14 protein-coding genes and 1 pseudogene are annotated in these 14,170 nt (G+C 69.7%); 3 read left to right on the forward strand and 12 right to left on the reverse strand.

The window, feature by feature from the left end; all coding sequences use genetic code 11:
* Positions 1 to 39: 39 nt before the first annotated feature.
* Complete coding sequence (gene rplM, locus AC3EQ1_RS13970; protein WP_432094644.1) at positions 40 to 483, reverse strand: 50S ribosomal protein L13; 444 nt, start codon at positions 481 to 483, stop codon at positions 40 to 42.
* A 442-nt stretch (positions 484 to 925) separates the two neighbouring features.
* On the reverse strand, positions 926 to 2,545 hold the full coding sequence (locus tag AC3EQ1_RS13975) for an ABC-F family ATP-binding cassette domain-containing protein (protein ID WP_432094645.1): 1,620 nt from the start codon (positions 2,543 to 2,545) through the stop codon (positions 926 to 928).
* Between the two features lie 81 nt (positions 2,546 to 2,626).
* Between AC3EQ1_RS13975 and AC3EQ1_RS13980 the strand changes: the two genes are divergently transcribed.
* A complete protein-coding gene (locus tag AC3EQ1_RS13980) occupies positions 2,627 to 3,439 on the forward strand; it encodes a hypothetical protein (protein WP_432094646.1) in 813 nt (270 codons plus the stop codon).
* 33 nt (positions 3,440 to 3,472) lie between these two features.
* A pseudogene (locus AC3EQ1_RS13985) lies at positions 3,473 to 3,604 on the forward strand (site-specific integrase); the annotation flags it as partial.
* Here AC3EQ1_RS13985 and AC3EQ1_RS13990 read toward each other — a convergent pair.
* The 3 genes from AC3EQ1_RS13990 to AC3EQ1_RS14000 form a co-directional block, all read right to left on the reverse strand.
* Entirely contained in the window at positions 3,603 to 3,704 is a 102-nt protein-coding gene (locus AC3EQ1_RS13990) for a hypothetical protein (protein WP_432094647.1), read from the reverse strand. The pseudogene AC3EQ1_RS13985 and the gene AC3EQ1_RS13990 sit on opposite strands and share 2 nt — an antisense overlap.
* Before the next feature lie 509 nt (positions 3,705 to 4,213).
* Entirely contained in the window at positions 4,214 to 4,675 is a 462-nt protein-coding gene (locus AC3EQ1_RS13995; protein ID WP_432094648.1) for a hypothetical protein, read from the reverse strand.
* The gene (locus AC3EQ1_RS14000) at positions 4,672 to 6,534 is read right to left on the reverse strand and encodes an RHS repeat-associated core domain-containing protein (protein WP_432094649.1); all 1,863 of its coding nucleotides are present in this window, start codon (positions 6,532 to 6,534) and stop codon (positions 4,672 to 4,674) included. Before AC3EQ1_RS14000 ends, AC3EQ1_RS13995 begins: the two co-directional genes overlap by 4 nt.
* 500 nt (positions 6,535 to 7,034) lie before the next feature.
* Between AC3EQ1_RS14000 and AC3EQ1_RS14005 the strand changes: the two genes are divergently transcribed.
* Entirely contained in the window at positions 7,035 to 9,200 is a 2,166-nt protein-coding gene (locus tag AC3EQ1_RS14005; RefSeq protein WP_432094650.1) for a glycosyltransferase family 2 protein, read from the forward strand.
* Positions 9,201 to 9,515: 315 nt separating this feature from the next.
* Here AC3EQ1_RS14005 and truA read toward each other — a convergent pair whose 3' ends face one another.
* From truA to rpmJ, 7 genes are all read right to left on the reverse strand, one after another.
* Positions 9,516 to 10,415: a tRNA pseudouridine(38-40) synthase TruA gene (gene truA / locus AC3EQ1_RS14010; RefSeq protein WP_432094651.1), complete on the reverse strand. Its 900-nt coding sequence runs from the start codon at positions 10,413 to 10,415 to the stop codon at positions 9,516 to 9,518.
* An 88-nt stretch (positions 10,416 to 10,503) separates the two neighbouring features.
* Complete coding sequence (gene rplQ / locus AC3EQ1_RS14015; RefSeq protein ID WP_432094652.1) at positions 10,504 to 11,013, reverse strand: 50S ribosomal protein L17; 510 nt, start codon at positions 11,011 to 11,013, stop codon at positions 10,504 to 10,506.
* A 173-nt stretch (positions 11,014 to 11,186) separates the two neighbouring features.
* On the reverse strand, positions 11,187 to 12,209 hold the full coding sequence (locus AC3EQ1_RS14020) for a DNA-directed RNA polymerase subunit alpha (RefSeq protein ID WP_010473911.1): 1,023 nt from the start codon (positions 12,207 to 12,209) through the stop codon (positions 11,187 to 11,189).
* 130 nt (positions 12,210 to 12,339) lie between these two features.
* Entirely contained in the window at positions 12,340 to 12,966 is a 627-nt protein-coding gene (rpsD, locus tag AC3EQ1_RS14025; RefSeq protein WP_432094653.1) for a 30S ribosomal protein S4, read from the reverse strand.
* 17 nt (positions 12,967 to 12,983) lie between these two features.
* Entirely contained in the window at positions 12,984 to 13,388 is a 405-nt protein-coding gene (gene rpsK / locus AC3EQ1_RS14030) for a 30S ribosomal protein S11 (protein ID WP_009715860.1), read from the reverse strand.
* 66 nt (positions 13,389 to 13,454) lie between these two features.
* The gene (rpsM, locus tag AC3EQ1_RS14035) at positions 13,455 to 13,835 is read right to left on the reverse strand and encodes a 30S ribosomal protein S13 (protein WP_388849783.1); all 381 of its coding nucleotides are present in this window, start codon (positions 13,833 to 13,835) and stop codon (positions 13,455 to 13,457) included.
* Positions 13,836 to 14,031: 196 nt separating this feature from the next.
* Positions 14,032 to 14,145, reverse strand: coding sequence for a 50S ribosomal protein L36 (rpmJ, locus tag AC3EQ1_RS14040; RefSeq protein WP_003956441.1), 114 nt, complete (start codon positions 14,143 to 14,145; stop codon positions 14,032 to 14,034).
* Positions 14,146 to 14,170 lie beyond the last annotated feature (25 nt).

Raw genomic sequence — 14,170 nt, forward strand, 5'->3', positions numbered from 1 at the left:
CTCCTCAGATTCTCTTCGTCTTAGGGGGTGTGGCCGGGACTACTGCGCGACCTGGGTGATCTCGAACGGGACCGGCTGCTGAGCAGCGTGCGGGTGCTCGGAGCCCGCGTAGACCTTCAGCTTCGAGAGCATCTGACGGCCCAGGGTGTTCTTGGGGAGCATGCCCTTGATGGCCTTCTCGACGGCCTTCTCGGGGTTCTTCTCGAGCAGCTCGTCGTAGCGGACGGACCGGAGACCACCCGGGTAGCCGGAGTGGCGGTAGGCCATCTTCTGCACACGCTTGTTGCCGGAGAGGTGCACCTTGTCGGCGTTGATGATGACGACGAAGTCACCGGCGTCGACATGCGGCGCGTAAATCGGCTTGTGCTTGCCCCGGAGAAGGGTCGCTGCCTGGGTCGCAAGACGGCCCAGGACAACGTCCTGCGCGTCAATGATGTGCCACTGGCGCTGAATATCGCCGGGCTTGGGGCTGAACGTACGCACGGTCGTAGCCTTCGCTTCTTCAGTGATGGGGTCTCCCCGAGCCCGCAAGGGCACAGGGGACGGGTCCTTTACAAGGCCACCCGGACGATCACGACAGCCTTGGCGGCACCCGGGGACGCAACCCGTCTGCCTGCCGCTGGTCATCGGCCCGATGGACCGGCGTAACGGCCTCTCACGTGAGAACGAGCAAGCCAGTACGCACAACGAACAGGCAGAATACCGGCCGCGCCCCGCACGGGTCAAAACACCCCGATCGGAGTACGCGGAGCAGTCCCACCGGGCGGCGCCCCGTGCGGGCCGGGCCCCGGCCCCGCGGAATCGGGGTCCGCGGACGTGGCGGCCCCGGGAACCGGCGGACGGTATGCCCGCCCGTCACCGTACGTCACCGCCCCGACCAGGGGTCCGCCCCAGGGAACCGCCCCGGCCAGGGGCCGCGGCGCCGTCAGCGCGCCCGGGCCACCCGGCCCTCGTCCCACACCGGCTCCGGGGTCTCCCGGACCACCCCGTCCGCCCCGAACACCAGGAAGCGGTCGAAGGAGCGGGCGAACCAGCGGTCGTGCGTCACGGCCAGCACCGTCCCCTCGTACCCCTCCATCCCCTCCTGGAGGGCCTCCGCGCTCTCCAGGTCCAGGTTGTCGGTCGGCTCGTCCAGCAGCAGCGCCGTGGTCCCCTCCAGCTCCAGCAGCAGGATCTGGAAGCGGGCCTGCTGCCCGCCGGAGAGCTTCTGGAACGGCTGGTCGGCCTGCGGCTCCAGCTCGTAGCGGCGCAGCACGCTCATCGCCCGGCCGCGGTCCCGGGCGTGCTCGGTCCACAGGATGTCGACCAGGGTGCGCCCCTCCAGCTCGGGGTGGGCGTGGGTCTGGGCGAAGTGGCCCGGGACCACCCGGGCGCCCAGCTTCCACTCCCCCGTGTGCGCCACGTCGTCCCCCGCCAGCAGCCGCAGGAAGTGCGACTTCCCGGAGCCGTTCGAACCGAGGACCGCGACCCGCTCGCCGTAGAAGATCTCCAGGTCGAACGGCTTCATCAGCCCGGTCAGCTCGAGGTTCTTGCAGGTCACCGCGCGTACCCCGGTCCGTCCGCCGCGCAGCCGCATCCGGATGTCCTGCTCCCGCGGCGGCTCGGGCGGCGGCCCGGCCTCCTCGAACTTCCGCAGCCGGGTCTGCGCGGCGCGGTAGCGGGAGGCCATCTCGTCGCTCCGGGACGCGTACTGCTGCATGTCCAGCACCAGCCGCTTCAGCTGGGCGCGCTTCTCGTCCCAGCGCCGGCGCAGCTCCTCGAAGCGGGCGAAGCGCTCCTTGCGCGCCTCGTGGTACGTCCCGAAGCCGCCGCCGTGCACCCAGACGTCCGACCCGGCCGGGCCGGGCTCCACGCTGACGATCTTCTCCGCCGACCGGGCCAGCAGCTCGCGGTCGTGCGAGACGAACAGCACGGTCTTCCGGGTCTGCCCCAGCTGCTCCTCCAGCCAGCGCTTGCCGGGGACGTCCAGATAGTTGTCCGGCTCGTCGAGCAGCAGGACCTCCTCGGGCCCGCGGAGCAGCGCCTCCAGCACCAGCCGCTTCTGCTCGCCGCCGGAGAGCGTCCGCACCTGGCGCCACTGCGCCCGCTCGTACGGGACCCCCAGCGCGGCCATGGTGCACATGTCCCAGGTGGTCTCGGCCTCGTAGCCGCGGGCCTCCGCCCAGTCGCTGAGCGCCTGCGCGTACGCGAGCTGGGCCGCCTCGTCGTCCTTCGTCATGATCGCCAGCTCGGCCTCGTCGACGGCCTTCGCGGCCTGCCGGATCCGCGGCTGCGCCACCCCCACGAGCAGGTCCCGGACCGTTCTCTCGTCCCGCACGCTGCCGACGAACTGCGGCATCACCCCGAGCCCGCCGCTGGAGGTCACCGAACCGCCGTGCGGCTGGAGTTCCCCGGAGAGCAGCCGCAGCAGGGTGGTCTTGCCCGCCCCGTTGGCTCCCACCAGGGCGACCGCCGCGCCCTCGCCCACCCGGAACGAGGCGTCGGCGAGCAACACCCGGCCGTCGGGGAGGTAGTACTCGACATGTGCTGCTTCGAGATGGCCCATGGTGATCGATTGTCACCACTGAACGCCCGCTCTTCCAAGCGGTTTAGGATTCGCGCCATGAGCTTTGGGCAAGGAGGGCCAGTGGACTCCGGCGGATCGAACCGGTCGACGCCCGACTGGGGCGCCATGGCGGACCGCACGGCAGCCCGCAACCGTCGCCGCAAGGGCGTGCTGATCGGCGGCGGCGCGCTGGCGACGGCCGCCGTGGCGGTCGTGGTCGCGGCCGTGGTGGTGAACTCGGGCGGCACGGACGACAGCGCCCAGGACCTCCCGTCGCCACAGACCCTGCCCAGCGAACCGCAGCAGCCCGAGCCCTCCTTCTCGGACGTCTCGCCGCCGCCCCCGCCGGACCCGCGGGACTTCATATCCACCAAGGAGAAGGACCGGGCCCCGCTCAGCGCCGGCACGCTCTTCCCCGCGGAGACGATGTCGACGGGCGCCGGCTCGTACAAGAAGGGCGCCTCCGGCGCCACCAAGAGCTGCGCCTCCGCCGCCTCCAGCCGTCTGGGGGCCGTCCTCAGCCGCAACGACTGCGACCAGGTCATCCGGGCGACGTACGAGAAGAGCGGCGTGGCCGTCACGGTCGGCGTCGCCGTCTTCGACACCCAGACCCAGGCCTCCCGGGCCAAGAACCAGGCCGCGGGCAACATCCAGTCCCTCGCGGGCAAGGGCGTACCGTCCTTCTGCCGCGCGACGGCCTGCCGGCTGACCTACAACTCGGTCGGCCGCTACGCGTACTTCACGGTCTCCGGCTACACCTCGGGCAAGCCGGTCAAGCCCTCCGACACCCGCGCCCGCCAGGCGGGCAAGGACGTCGCGGACTACGCCTTCTCCCGGATCGTGGAGCGGGGGAACCGGCAGGCTTCGGCGGCGGCTGCGGCGCAGACGGGGTGAGGGACTGACGGCGCGGGGTACAGGCGGGCAGGCCTGGGCCACGCCGACATCGGCGTCACTGCCGGCATCTACTACCACGGACGGCTCCGTCTCCAACGTCAAGCCGTCCACACTCTGGGCGCCGCAGTCGGCCTGACCGACGACGACCCCAAGACCCCACCCGCTAACCCACTCGCCGCAGCCGCGGCCGCTGATGTTGCCGCCGAACGGCACAGAAGCCCCACCGAGTCACCCTCGGCAGGGTTTCTGATACGTGTAAGACCATTCCCGATCGAAGCCGCAGAAAAGGCGGATCAGGGCAGATACCTATCGATCAGCCTACTCCAGTTCGGCACGGATTCTTGCTGCTTCAGCACGAGCAGCGGCCGCTTCGACGGTAGCCCTCTGACGATCTTCCTGATAGATCAGAACGCCAGCCAGCGAATCCAACGCGTCCGCAATCCTTTCCCTCCACGCGGCAAAGGATTGGGTTTCACGCTCACCTCGAGGCCTTTCGCGCCGAACTGCTCGCAGTCCTTGAAGTGCTGCACGCAACTCTGGAGAGACAGGCACAAGACTCACCCACGTCCACCGATCAGAGGCAAGAACCAATGCAGGCGCCTCGGCAACCTCGCCGACCAGAGGGCGGAACAGGCTGCGCCCAGCCCTTCACGCAGAGCCCATCCGCTCACATTGCCGTCAACTCCTGAGCCGAGCGGCCCCGCTGGATGTCCAGCAGGGCCTGCGAGAACGCCCCGCCGATTCCTCAGCGGGGCGTTCTCGCGGGTTCTGTACTCAGCCTGACGGAATCGTCACGACCGTCACCTGTCCATCCATGAGGCATTCGATGAGCACCGAACCGCCAAGCGGGTGGATCCAGAAGTGCGGCCCGGCGTCCAGGATGTCCCGCGCGTGTCGCACCGCGACATCCGCAGGCATGGTCACGGCAGGCATCAGGTAGTTGCCCCAGATGACGGCGATCCGCTCACCCCGCTGTACATACGAGGAGAGCAGCTCCGCCGCCATCCTCGTCCAGTGCTCCTCATCGTCCCACCAGAGGCGGTCTTCGAACGGAGTGGACTCGAAGTCGATCACGTCGCCGGTGGCAGCCGGAAATCTGCTCAGCGTCGCTGCCGCCAGTGCGCGGTTCTCGGCGAGACCCAGCTTCACCACCTGCAGGCCGTCATCGTCACGAGGGTCGTTCATGAAATCCGGAAGGTATTCCGGATGACTCCCATAAGAGCTACCGCCGGTCATACGTTCCGCCTCAACCACGTCGAAATACCCCCACCAGGGAACCTTATCGCCCATTTTCGAACCGCCGCGCCCTTGCCCGTCATCACATTGATGTGCGGGCCGATTCTGTCGTCGGTATCCAGGCGGAACGACCTGTATTCCCCACCGCTGGTCGCGGTGAACCCGGTATCCCTGCCGAAGGTGTCGACCGCGGACTCCATCGTCCCCTGTCGACGCTTCCAGGAACCGGTGTCGATGGGCCCCACGGTGTTCAGGGCCTGGTTTCTGGCCTGTTCGAACGAGTCCGTGTCCAGGACAACCTCGCTGCGGGGATTCTCCGGGTCGCATCTGCAAAGATCGGAGTGCCCGGGTTGTGATCCACCACAGTTGTGGGCGAGAACCGGCGCAGCCCCCGCCAGCACATGGTACGTATGAATCCCACTGATCGTGAGGTCGTGCGTCCGGCGCCGTTCCTCGAAGTGGCGGACGCCCTCGACCGTGACGCGGTCGCCCTTCGGGGTGCGGAGGGTCATGCCGGGCTCGAGGTCGCCCGCCTTGATCCAGCGCTTCTCGGATGTCACCCAGAACGGGTGGGTGGTCGTGGATATCAGCGCCGCGGTCTTCTTGGCGGCCTCGACCGGTTCACCGGCCTTGCCGTCGTCACCGGCCTTACCACCCTTGCCATCCTCGGCCGTGCCGTCCGCCGGAGCCTTCTCCGTCGAGATCGTCAGGTCGACGAAGTGCTTGTCGTCCTTGGTGACGATGGTGCCGACGACCTCGCGGGTCGTGGTCTCGCCCGTTTCGGGGTCGGTGACGGTGACCTTGTCGCCGAGTCCGACGTCCTCGATCGCCTTGGTGCTGCCGTCCGACAGCAGCACCTTGGTGCCTGGCAGGAAGCTATGGCACTTGGCCGGCTCCTTGCCCTTCGAGACCATGGATTTCGCCTTGGCCCGGGCGGCGGCCAGTGAGTCCTTCGCCTTGTCGAGTGACTTGGACGCCTTCCACATGTCCTTGGCGCCGCCGACGAGGTCGCCCAGCAGGCCCCAGACGCGTTTGGTGAGTCTGGCTCCCTTCGCCCAGTTCCAGGGCATGCCGTACTTCGAAAGGATCTTGCCTGCCAGGCCGCCGGCGAAGCTGCCCGCGACGTTCAGCAGCGTTTCGCCGCAAGAGCCAAGGTCCCCGGTGGAGACGCAGTCCATCGCGGCGTCGACGCCGAGGATGTCTCTGGCGATCTTGACGAGGGATTTGGCGGCCTGGACGACGCGGTGCTTCGCCGTTCCGAGGTTGCGCTGTGCCGAGTAGACCTGGTGCTGCGCCTGGTGGACGACCCAGTCCTGATGGCCGCCACCCCCGCCGCCTCCGCCACCGCCGTGACCACCGCCACCACCGCCCCCGCAGGAGGAGAAGATCGGGTTGCACGGGCCGCAGCTGAGCTGGATGCCCGTCGCGCACGGCAGCAGGCCGCTGGGGTCGGACAGCGTGACGGGAGAGTTGTTGGCGTACCCGTAGCCGTTCATCTGCTGCGGGCTGAAGAAGTCGATCACCGGGTCGACCGAGATGAACTTGCCCAGACCCGGGTCGTATTCGCGCGCCCCCATATGGGTCAGGCCGGTCTGCGCGTCGATCGTGGCGCCGACGAAGCCCTTCTCACCGGGCCATTCACCGGCCGCCTTGCCGCGCTCCACCCCGTAGGGGTCGAAGCGGCGCTGGGAGACCGCGCCGGTTTCGGCGTCGACGGCCAGTTCGCCGGTGCCGTGGTGGTCTGAGGCGAGGAAGGAGAGGTCTCCCTTGTCGGTGCGGATCGCCACCGTCCGACCGGCGAACGTGTAGTAGCGGGTGGCCTGGATCTTCTCCCCGCCCTTGGGCAGGGAGAGTTCCATGCCCGGCAGGTAGACCGTGGTGGCGGTCGCGTCCCGCCGGATGACCCGGTTCCCCTCGGCGTCTCACGGGTCCCGTCGCCGTTGAAGTCCGCCGGTGTGCCGGCCGTGCACCCCGCGGCCGCCGCCGGCGGCGCGAGCGCGCCGGCCGGTGCGGACACCAGCAGGAGTGCCGTCACCGCCACGGCGGTCGGCCACCTCCCGCACGATTCCCCCATCACTGCTTATGCCCCCTCATGGCCCTAAGTCAGGTGAATATTCACCTGCTTACGCAGCAGTAACAAGAGGAGATGTCCGACAAAGACGGACAGCAGTCGTCACAGATCCATCACAAGATGCCCGTGATGTAAAGGAATTGGACGCCAACTGAGCTGCCCGCAGCGGGAGATACGTACGATCGTTCGGAAGGCTCCGCCGCCCGGTGGCCCGCTGCCGAACCGAGACAGCACCTGCTGCGGGCCCGTCCCCGCGGAGCTCCCGCTGCCTGAACGGAGTGCGCTCCCTTGCCCGTCCCCGACGTCAGCATCATCATCGGCGCCTACAACGCCATGCCCTATCTCACCCAGTGCGTGACGTCGGTGGTCGAGCAGTCCATCGGGCACGACCGCATGGAGATCATCGCGGTGGACGACGGCTCGACCGACGGCACCGGCGCGGAACTCGACCGGCTCGCCGCGGAACACCCCGGCCTCATCAGGGTCGTTCACCAGGAGAACTCCGGTGGCCCGTCGGCCCCCCGCAACCTGGCACTCGATCAGTACGCCCGCGGCCGCTACGTCTTCTTCCTCGACGCCGACGACTACCTCGGCACCGAGGCCCTGGAACGGCTCGTCGAGGCCGCCGAGACCAACGGCACCGACGTGGTCCTCGGCCGCATGGTGGGGGTCGGGGGCCGCCGCGCGCCCAGCACGATGTTCCACCGGAACCAGCCGCGCACCGACGTCTTCGACTCGCGCGTGTACTGGACGCTGAACCCGATGAAGCTCTTCCGGCGCGACCTGCTGGAACGTCACGGGCTCCGCTTCCCCACCGAGTACAAGGTCGGCGAGGACGTCTACTTCACGGCGCTCGCCTATCTGCACGCCTCCGGCATCTCGGTGGTCGCCGACTACGACTGCCTGTACTGGGTTGCCCGGGCCGACGGCGGCAACATCACCGTCACCCACCACGACACCGACATGCGGATCCGCTCCCTGGACACCATGGTCGACCTGCTCGACGAGCACGTCCCCCCGGGCCCCGGCCGCGACCACCTGCTGCACCGTCACCTCACCGTGGAACTGCGCGACGCCGTGCTGCACATCCACCACGAACCCCGGCGCGACGACCAGGAGAAGGCGCTCACCCGGCTCCGGGACGTCCTCGGCCGCTGCTACCACCCGGACCTCGCGGCCCGGCTGCCCGCCCTCGCCCGGCTCCGCTGCCACCTCGTGGAACACGGAATGCTCGACGAGCTGCTGGAGCTGGTGGAGTTCGAGATGACCCAGGGCAGCACCAGCTACGGCATCACCGTCCGGGAGCGCACGGCGGGCACCAGCGCCCCCGGGGTCCTGGTCGAGCAGGGCCGCGTCCTCGCCCGCTACCCGTTCTTCCGGGACCCCGAACGCGCCGTGCCCGACGCCTGCTTCGACATCACCGACGAGGCCAAGGCGCGCCACCGGGTCGACGCCGCCGTACTCACCGGGAGCGAGCTCCGCCTCACCGGTCACGCCCGGCTCCGGCGCGTCCCGACCACCACCGAGGGCCTGCGCACCGAACTGGTCCTCCGCGAGCGCGGCACCGGGGCCGAGCACCGGCTCCCGGCGGAGCGCACCCCGACCCCCGGGCTCGGGGCCGACGAGGACGCCGGAGCGTACGACTACTCCCGGGCCGGCTTCGCCGCGACCGTCGACCTCGCGACCGCCGCGGACGGCGCCGCGCTGCCCGACGGCTTGTGGGACCTCCACCTCGCGATATCCGTGGACGGCTTCACCAAGGAGATACGCCTCGGCAGCCGACGCACCGAGGCCGTCCCCCACCAGTCGGCCACCCACCTCGTGGCCACCGCCGACGGGGCCACGCCCGTCACGCTCTACTCCACCAAGCCCCACGGGAACCTCACCCTGGACATCGGAGAGCAGAAGCACCAGGTCGCCCCGCTGTTCGGGGTCGGGGGCGCCACCTGGTCGACGGAGGACGGAACCCTCACCGTCTCCGGGACCTGCGAGCTGGCCGGCCTGCCGGAGGGCACGCTCCGGGTACGTCTGACCGAGACCACCGGCGAGGGCATCACGGGAACCACGGGCACCACGAGCGCCACGGACACCACCGGCACCACCGGCACCACCGGCACCACCGGCACCACCGGCACCACCGAGGAGATCGTCGTCCCGGTACCGGACCCCGGAGGCGAGCCGGCCGCGCCGCTGTTCCCCGAGGGCCGGTTCGCGGTTCCCGTACCGCTGACGCGGCTGCCCGCCGGGGACTGGAGCGTGTCGCTGCACCTCGGCGCGGGCCCCGGGCGCTCCTGGGAACTGCCGGTACCGGCCGAGCCGAAGCTGCCCGCGGTCCGATGGCGGCGCGGCATCCTGCCGCGGTACGCCAAGCCCGTCCCGAGGACGGAATCGCTCACCCTCCGTATCGACCGGGTCAAGCCGCTCAAGGCCCTGCTGGCCCGGCTGGGCCGGTAGCGCACCGGCTCAGTCCGCCGCGCCGCTCGCCGGCGGGCACCGGCTCAGCCGGCCGCGCCGCTCTCCGCCGGGCACCGGACTCGGCCGGTGCCGCCCGCCCTGCCCGCGGGGACGCCACCGGCCGGCAGAGACCGCCTTCCCGCAGGGACGACACCGGCCAACAGAGACCACGTTGCGCAGGGACGACACCGGCCGGCGGAGACCGCTGGGCCGGTGGCCCGCCCGGAGCCACGGCCGGTGAGCCCCGCAGCGGCGGCACCCTCCTCCGGCCCGTTGGCGCCCACCGCCCAGCCGGATCGGCCCCCGCCACTCGCCTCAGCAGCAGCCCGCGCCGCCCGCACCCGCCACAGCGCCGGCCCCGCCCCCGGCGGGCACGGTGCCCGGCAGGGAGCGCCTGTTCCGCGCCGCGAGGTTGCGGGCCGCCAGCTGGTCGTCCGGCGGGTAGCCGACCTCCTCCAGGGTCAGCCCGTGCGGCCGGACGACGTTCACCGCCGAGTGCCGCACCCGCCCCGCCAGCACCTCGCCCGGGAAGCCCACCGGCCGGTGCCCGTCGCCGACCAGCAGCAGCGAGCCCACCAGGGCCCGCACCATGTTGTGGCAGAAGGCGTCCGCCCGGACGGTCGCCACCGCGAGCCCGTCCTCGGTCCGCTCCCAGCGCAGGTCGAGCAGGGTGCGGATGGTGGTGGCGCCCTCGCGCTTCTTGCAGTACGCGGCGAAGTCGTGCTCGCCGAGCAGCCGCTCCGCGGCCTCGTTCATCAGGCCGATGTCCAGCGGCCAGTCGTGCCACAGCACGTACCCCCGCCGCAGCGGGTCGACGCCGCCCCGCTGGTCGCCGACCCGGTAGGCGTACCGCCGCCAGATCGCCGAGAACCGGGCATTGAAACCCGCGGGGGCCTCCTCGACCTTCCAGACCCGGACGTCGTGCGGCAGTCGCCCCGCGAGCCGCCGCAGCAGCTTCTCGCGGTGCTCGTCCCACACCTCCTGCCCCAGATCCACATGGGCGACCTGACCGCGGGCGTGCACCCCCGCGTCGGTACGGCCCGCCACGGTCAGCTCGACCGGCTCGGGCAGCCGCATCACGGTCTGCAGCGCGCTCTCCAGCTCGCCCTGGACGGTGCGCCGCTCCCGCTGGCGGGCCCAGCCGGAGAAGTCCTTCCCGTCGTAGGACAGGTCCAGCCGGACCCGGACGAAGCCGGGCTCCACGTCGTCGCTCACACCCACACGTTCCTCTCCACGCCGGACGCCGAACGGGCCCGCCCCCAGAAACTGGGAGCGGGCCCGTCCGTGCAAGCCGTCGGACGGCTCAGGCGTCCTTGGACTCCTCGGCCGGGGCCTCGGTGGACTCGGCCGCAGCCTCGTCCTTCTTGAGGTCCGCGGCGGCCTGGTCACCGGCAGCGTCCTTGGCGGAACGCTTGGTGGCGGCCTCGGCCTCACCGACAGCGGCCTGCTGCACGGTCAGGGCCTCGACCAGCTCGATGACCGCCATCGGGGCGTTGTCGCCACGACGGTTGCCGATCTTGGTGATCCGGGTGTAGCCACCCGGCCGGTTCTCGTAGCGCGGGCCGATCTCCGTGAAGAGGGTGTGGACGACACCCTTGTCGCGGACGGTCTGCAGCACCAGACGGCGGTTGTGAAGGTCACCCTTCTTCGCCTTGGTGATCAGACGCTCGGCCACCGGGCGCAGCCGGCGGGCCTTGGCCTCGGTGGTGGTGATGCGGCCGTGCTCGAACAGCGCGGTGGCGAGGTTCGCCAGCATGAGCCGCTCGTGCGCAGCGCTGCCGCCCAGACGGGCGCCCTTGGCGGGCTTCGGCATGGTGTTTCTCCTCGTTGTCTGCACCGGCCGTATCAGGTACCGGTGTCAGGGTCCGCACGGGCTGCTGCCCGCCGGAAGATCTTGCATCGGGCCCGGCGACGGGCCCGACCCACGCCCCGGCGGGGCCCTGACCTGCGGCTTTCACCGCGGGCCCGGTCCCCGCCGGAGAGGGATCAGTACTGCTCGGTCTCCACGAAACCGGCGTCCGCGTCGTCGTCGGCGCCGAAGGCGTCCGCGGCGGCGGTCGGGTCGAATCCGGGCGGGCTGTCCTTGAGGGCCAGGCCCATGCCGGCCAGCTTCGCCTTGACCTCGTCGATCGACTTCGCACCGAAGTTGCGGATGTCGAGCAGGTCGGCCTCGGAGCGGGCGACGAGCTCACCCACGGAGTGGATGCCCTCACGCTTGAGGCAGTTGTACGAGCGGACCGTGAGCTCGAGCTCCTCGATCGGCAGCGCCAGGTCGGCGGCGAGGGCGGCGTCCGTCGGGGACGGGCCCATGTCGATGCCCTCGGCGTCGATGTTGAGCTCGCGGGCCAGACCGAACAGCTCGACCAGGGTCTTACCGGCCGACGCCATGGCGTCACGCGGACGCATGGCCTGCTTGGTCTCGACGTCGACGATCAGCTTGTCGAAGTCGGTGCGCTGCTCGACACGGGTCGCCTCGACCTTGTAGGTGACCTTGAGCACCGGGCTGTAGATGGAGTCGACCGGGATGCGGCCGATCTCCTGGCCCAGCTGCTTGTTCTGCACGGCGGAGACGTAGCCGCGACCGCGCTCGACGGTCAGCTCCATCTCCAGCTTGCCCTTGCCGTTCAGGGTGGCGAGCACCAGGTCGGGGTTGTGCACCTCGACGCCGGCCGGCGGGGCGATGTCCGCAGCGGTGACCAGGCCGGGGCCCTGCTTGCGCAGGTACATCACGACCGGCTCGTCGTGCTCCGAGGAGACGACCAGCTGCTTGATGTTGAGGATGAGGTCGGTGACGTCCTCCTTGACGCCCGGCACGGTGGTGAACTCGTGCAGGACACCGTCGATCCGGATGCTGGTGACAGCAGCGCCGGGGATCGAGGAGAGGAGCGTGCGACGCAGGGAGTTGCCGAGGGTGTAGCCGAAGCCCGGCTCCAGCGGCTCGATCACGAACCGGGAGCGGTACTCGTCGACGACCTCTTCGGTCAGAGAGGGACGCTGAGCGATCAGCATGAAAGTTGCCTCCAGTCTTCGGCACCCGCTATTTGATGCCGATGCCCCGGGCGGCAGCCCGGAGTCGATACTGCAAGGGTACGGGCGGTACGGCCCGAATGGGTCGTACCGCCCGAACCGCCCGGCCCTACTACTTGGAGTAGAGCTCGACGATCAGCTGCTCCTGCACCTGGGTGTCGATCACCTGGCGCTCGGGCAGCGCATGCACGAGGATGCGCATCCTCGCCGGCATGACCTCGAGCCACGCCGGGACGGTGCGCTCGCCGGCCTCCGCACGGGCGACCACGAACGGGGCCATGTCGTGCGAGGACCGGCGGACCTCGATGATGTCGTTCACGGCCACGCGGGCCGACGGAATGTCGGTCTTGCGGCCGTTCACCGTGATGTGTCCGTGGCGGACCAGCTGACGGGCGTGGTCGCGGGACTTGGCAAAGCCGGCCCGGTAGACCACGTTGTCGAGGCGGATCTCGAGGATGCGCAGCAGGTTCTCGCCGGTCTTGCCCTGCCTGCGGTTCGCTTCCTCGAAGTAACCACGGAACTGCTTCTCGAGGACACCGTAGATACGAGCGGCCTTCTGCTTCTCACGCTTCTGCAGCAGGTACTCGCTGTCCTTGGTGCGCCCGCGTCCGTGCTCACCCGGGGGGTAAGGACGGATCTCGATCGGGCACTTCGCGCTCTCGCACTTGCTCCCCTTGAGGAAGAGCTTCTGCTTCTCCCGACGGCAACGCTTGCAGTCGGCCCCGGTGTATCGCGCCATTCAGTTGTCTCCTCGGGTCAGACGCGGCGGCGCTTCGGCGGGCGGCATCCGTTGTGCGGAGTGGGGGTGACGTCCTGGATCGAACCCACCTCGAGGCCGGTGGCCTGGAGGGAGCGGATCGCGGTCTCACGGCCGGAGCCGGGACCCTTCACGAAGACGTCGACCTTGCGCATGCCGTGCTCCTGCGCGCGGCGGGCGGCCGACTCGGCGGCCATCTGCGCGGCGAAGGGGGTGGACTTGCGCGAGCCCTTGAAGCCGACGTGGCCGGCAGAGGCCCAAGAGATCACGTTCCCGGTCGGGTCGGTGATCGAAACGATCGTGTTGTTGAACGTGCTCTTGATGTGAGCGTGCCCGTGGGCGACGTTCTTCTTCTCCTTGCGGCGCACCTTCTTGGCGCCGGCCGTACGGCTCTTCGGAGGCATACTTGGTAACTCCCGTGGAGGTGGTCGGTCCTACAGCTCGGACCGCTGGGCAGCGTCCGGTGAGGACTACTTCTTGCCCGGCTTCTTCTTGCCGGCGATCGCGCGACGCGGGCCCTTGCGGGTGCGGGCGTTGGTGCTCGTGCGCTGACCGTGGACCGGCAGGCCACGGCGGTGACGAAGACCCTGGTAGCAGCCGATCTCGACCTTGCGGCGGATGTCGGCCTGAATCTCGCGACGGAGGTCACCCTCGGTCTTGAAGTTCTGGTCCACGTACTCGCGGATCTTGACCAGGTCCTCTTCGGCCAGGTCGCGAACGCGGGTGTCGGGGTTCACACCAGTGTTCTTCAGGGTCTCCTGAGCACGGGTGCGACCAATGCCGAAGACGTAGGTAAGGGCGACCTCCACGCGCTTTTCGCGCGGAAGATCAACGCCTTCGATGCGTGCCATTGATGTGGCTCCTGATGGCTATGCGGAGGTCTTCCGCAGCACCGCTCCCGGCCGTCGGAGCGCCCTCGGGCGCCGGACGAAATTCCCCGGGTCCCCGGCCTCCGACCGGGGGTGTCCTCCCCACTGCTGAGGAAGGGGTGACTGCGTATGTACGGATGTGCGTCGCGCGAAGAAACTGCGAGGTGCAGGTCGTGCGTCAGCCCTGGCGCTGCTTGTGGCGCAGGTTGTCGCAGATGACCATGACCCGGCCGTGGCGGCGGATCACCTTGCACTTGTCGCAGATCTTCTTGACGCTCGGCTTGACCTTCATGGGATGTGAGGTTCTCCGGGTCAGT

The sequence above is a fragment of the Streptomyces sp. bgisy100 genome, from assembly GCF_057709105.1.

Excerpts from the sequence above, each read along its gene's own strand:
- AC3EQ1_RS14000 (WP_432094649.1), bottom strand. The coding sequence starts at position 6,534 with ATGGAACTCTCCCTGCCCAAGGGCGGGGAGAAGATCCAGGCCACCCGC.
- rplQ (WP_432094652.1), bottom strand. The coding sequence starts at position 11,013 with ATGCCGAAGCCCGCCAAGGGCGCCCGTCTGGGCGGCAGCGCTGCGCAC.
- AC3EQ1_RS13975 (WP_432094645.1), bottom strand. The coding sequence starts at position 2,545 with ATGGGCCATCTCGAAGCAGCACATGTCGAGTACTACCTCCCCGACGGC.
- rpsM (WP_388849783.1), bottom strand. The coding sequence starts at position 13,835 with ATGGCACGCATCGAAGGCGTTGATCTTCCGCGCGAAAAGCGCGTGGAG.
- rpsD (WP_432094653.1), bottom strand. The coding sequence starts at position 12,966 with ATGGCGCGATACACCGGGGCCGACTGCAAGCGTTGCCGTCGGGAGAAG.
- rpsK (WP_009715860.1), bottom strand. The coding sequence starts at position 13,388 with ATGCCTCCGAAGAGCCGTACGGCCGGCGCCAAGAAGGTGCGCCGCAAG.
- rpmJ (WP_003956441.1), bottom strand. The coding sequence starts at position 14,145 with ATGAAGGTCAAGCCGAGCGTCAAGAAGATCTGCGACAAGTGCAAGGTG.
- AC3EQ1_RS14020 (WP_010473911.1), bottom strand. The coding sequence starts at position 12,209 with ATGCTGATCGCTCAGCGTCCCTCTCTGACCGAAGAGGTCGTCGACGAG.
- AC3EQ1_RS13995 (WP_432094648.1), bottom strand. The coding sequence starts at position 4,675 with ATGACCGGCGGTAGCTCTTATGGGAGTCATCCGGAATACCTTCCGGAT.
- AC3EQ1_RS13990 (WP_432094647.1), bottom strand. The coding sequence starts at position 3,704 with ATGGTCTTACACGTATCAGAAACCCTGCCGAGGGTGACTCGGTGGGGC.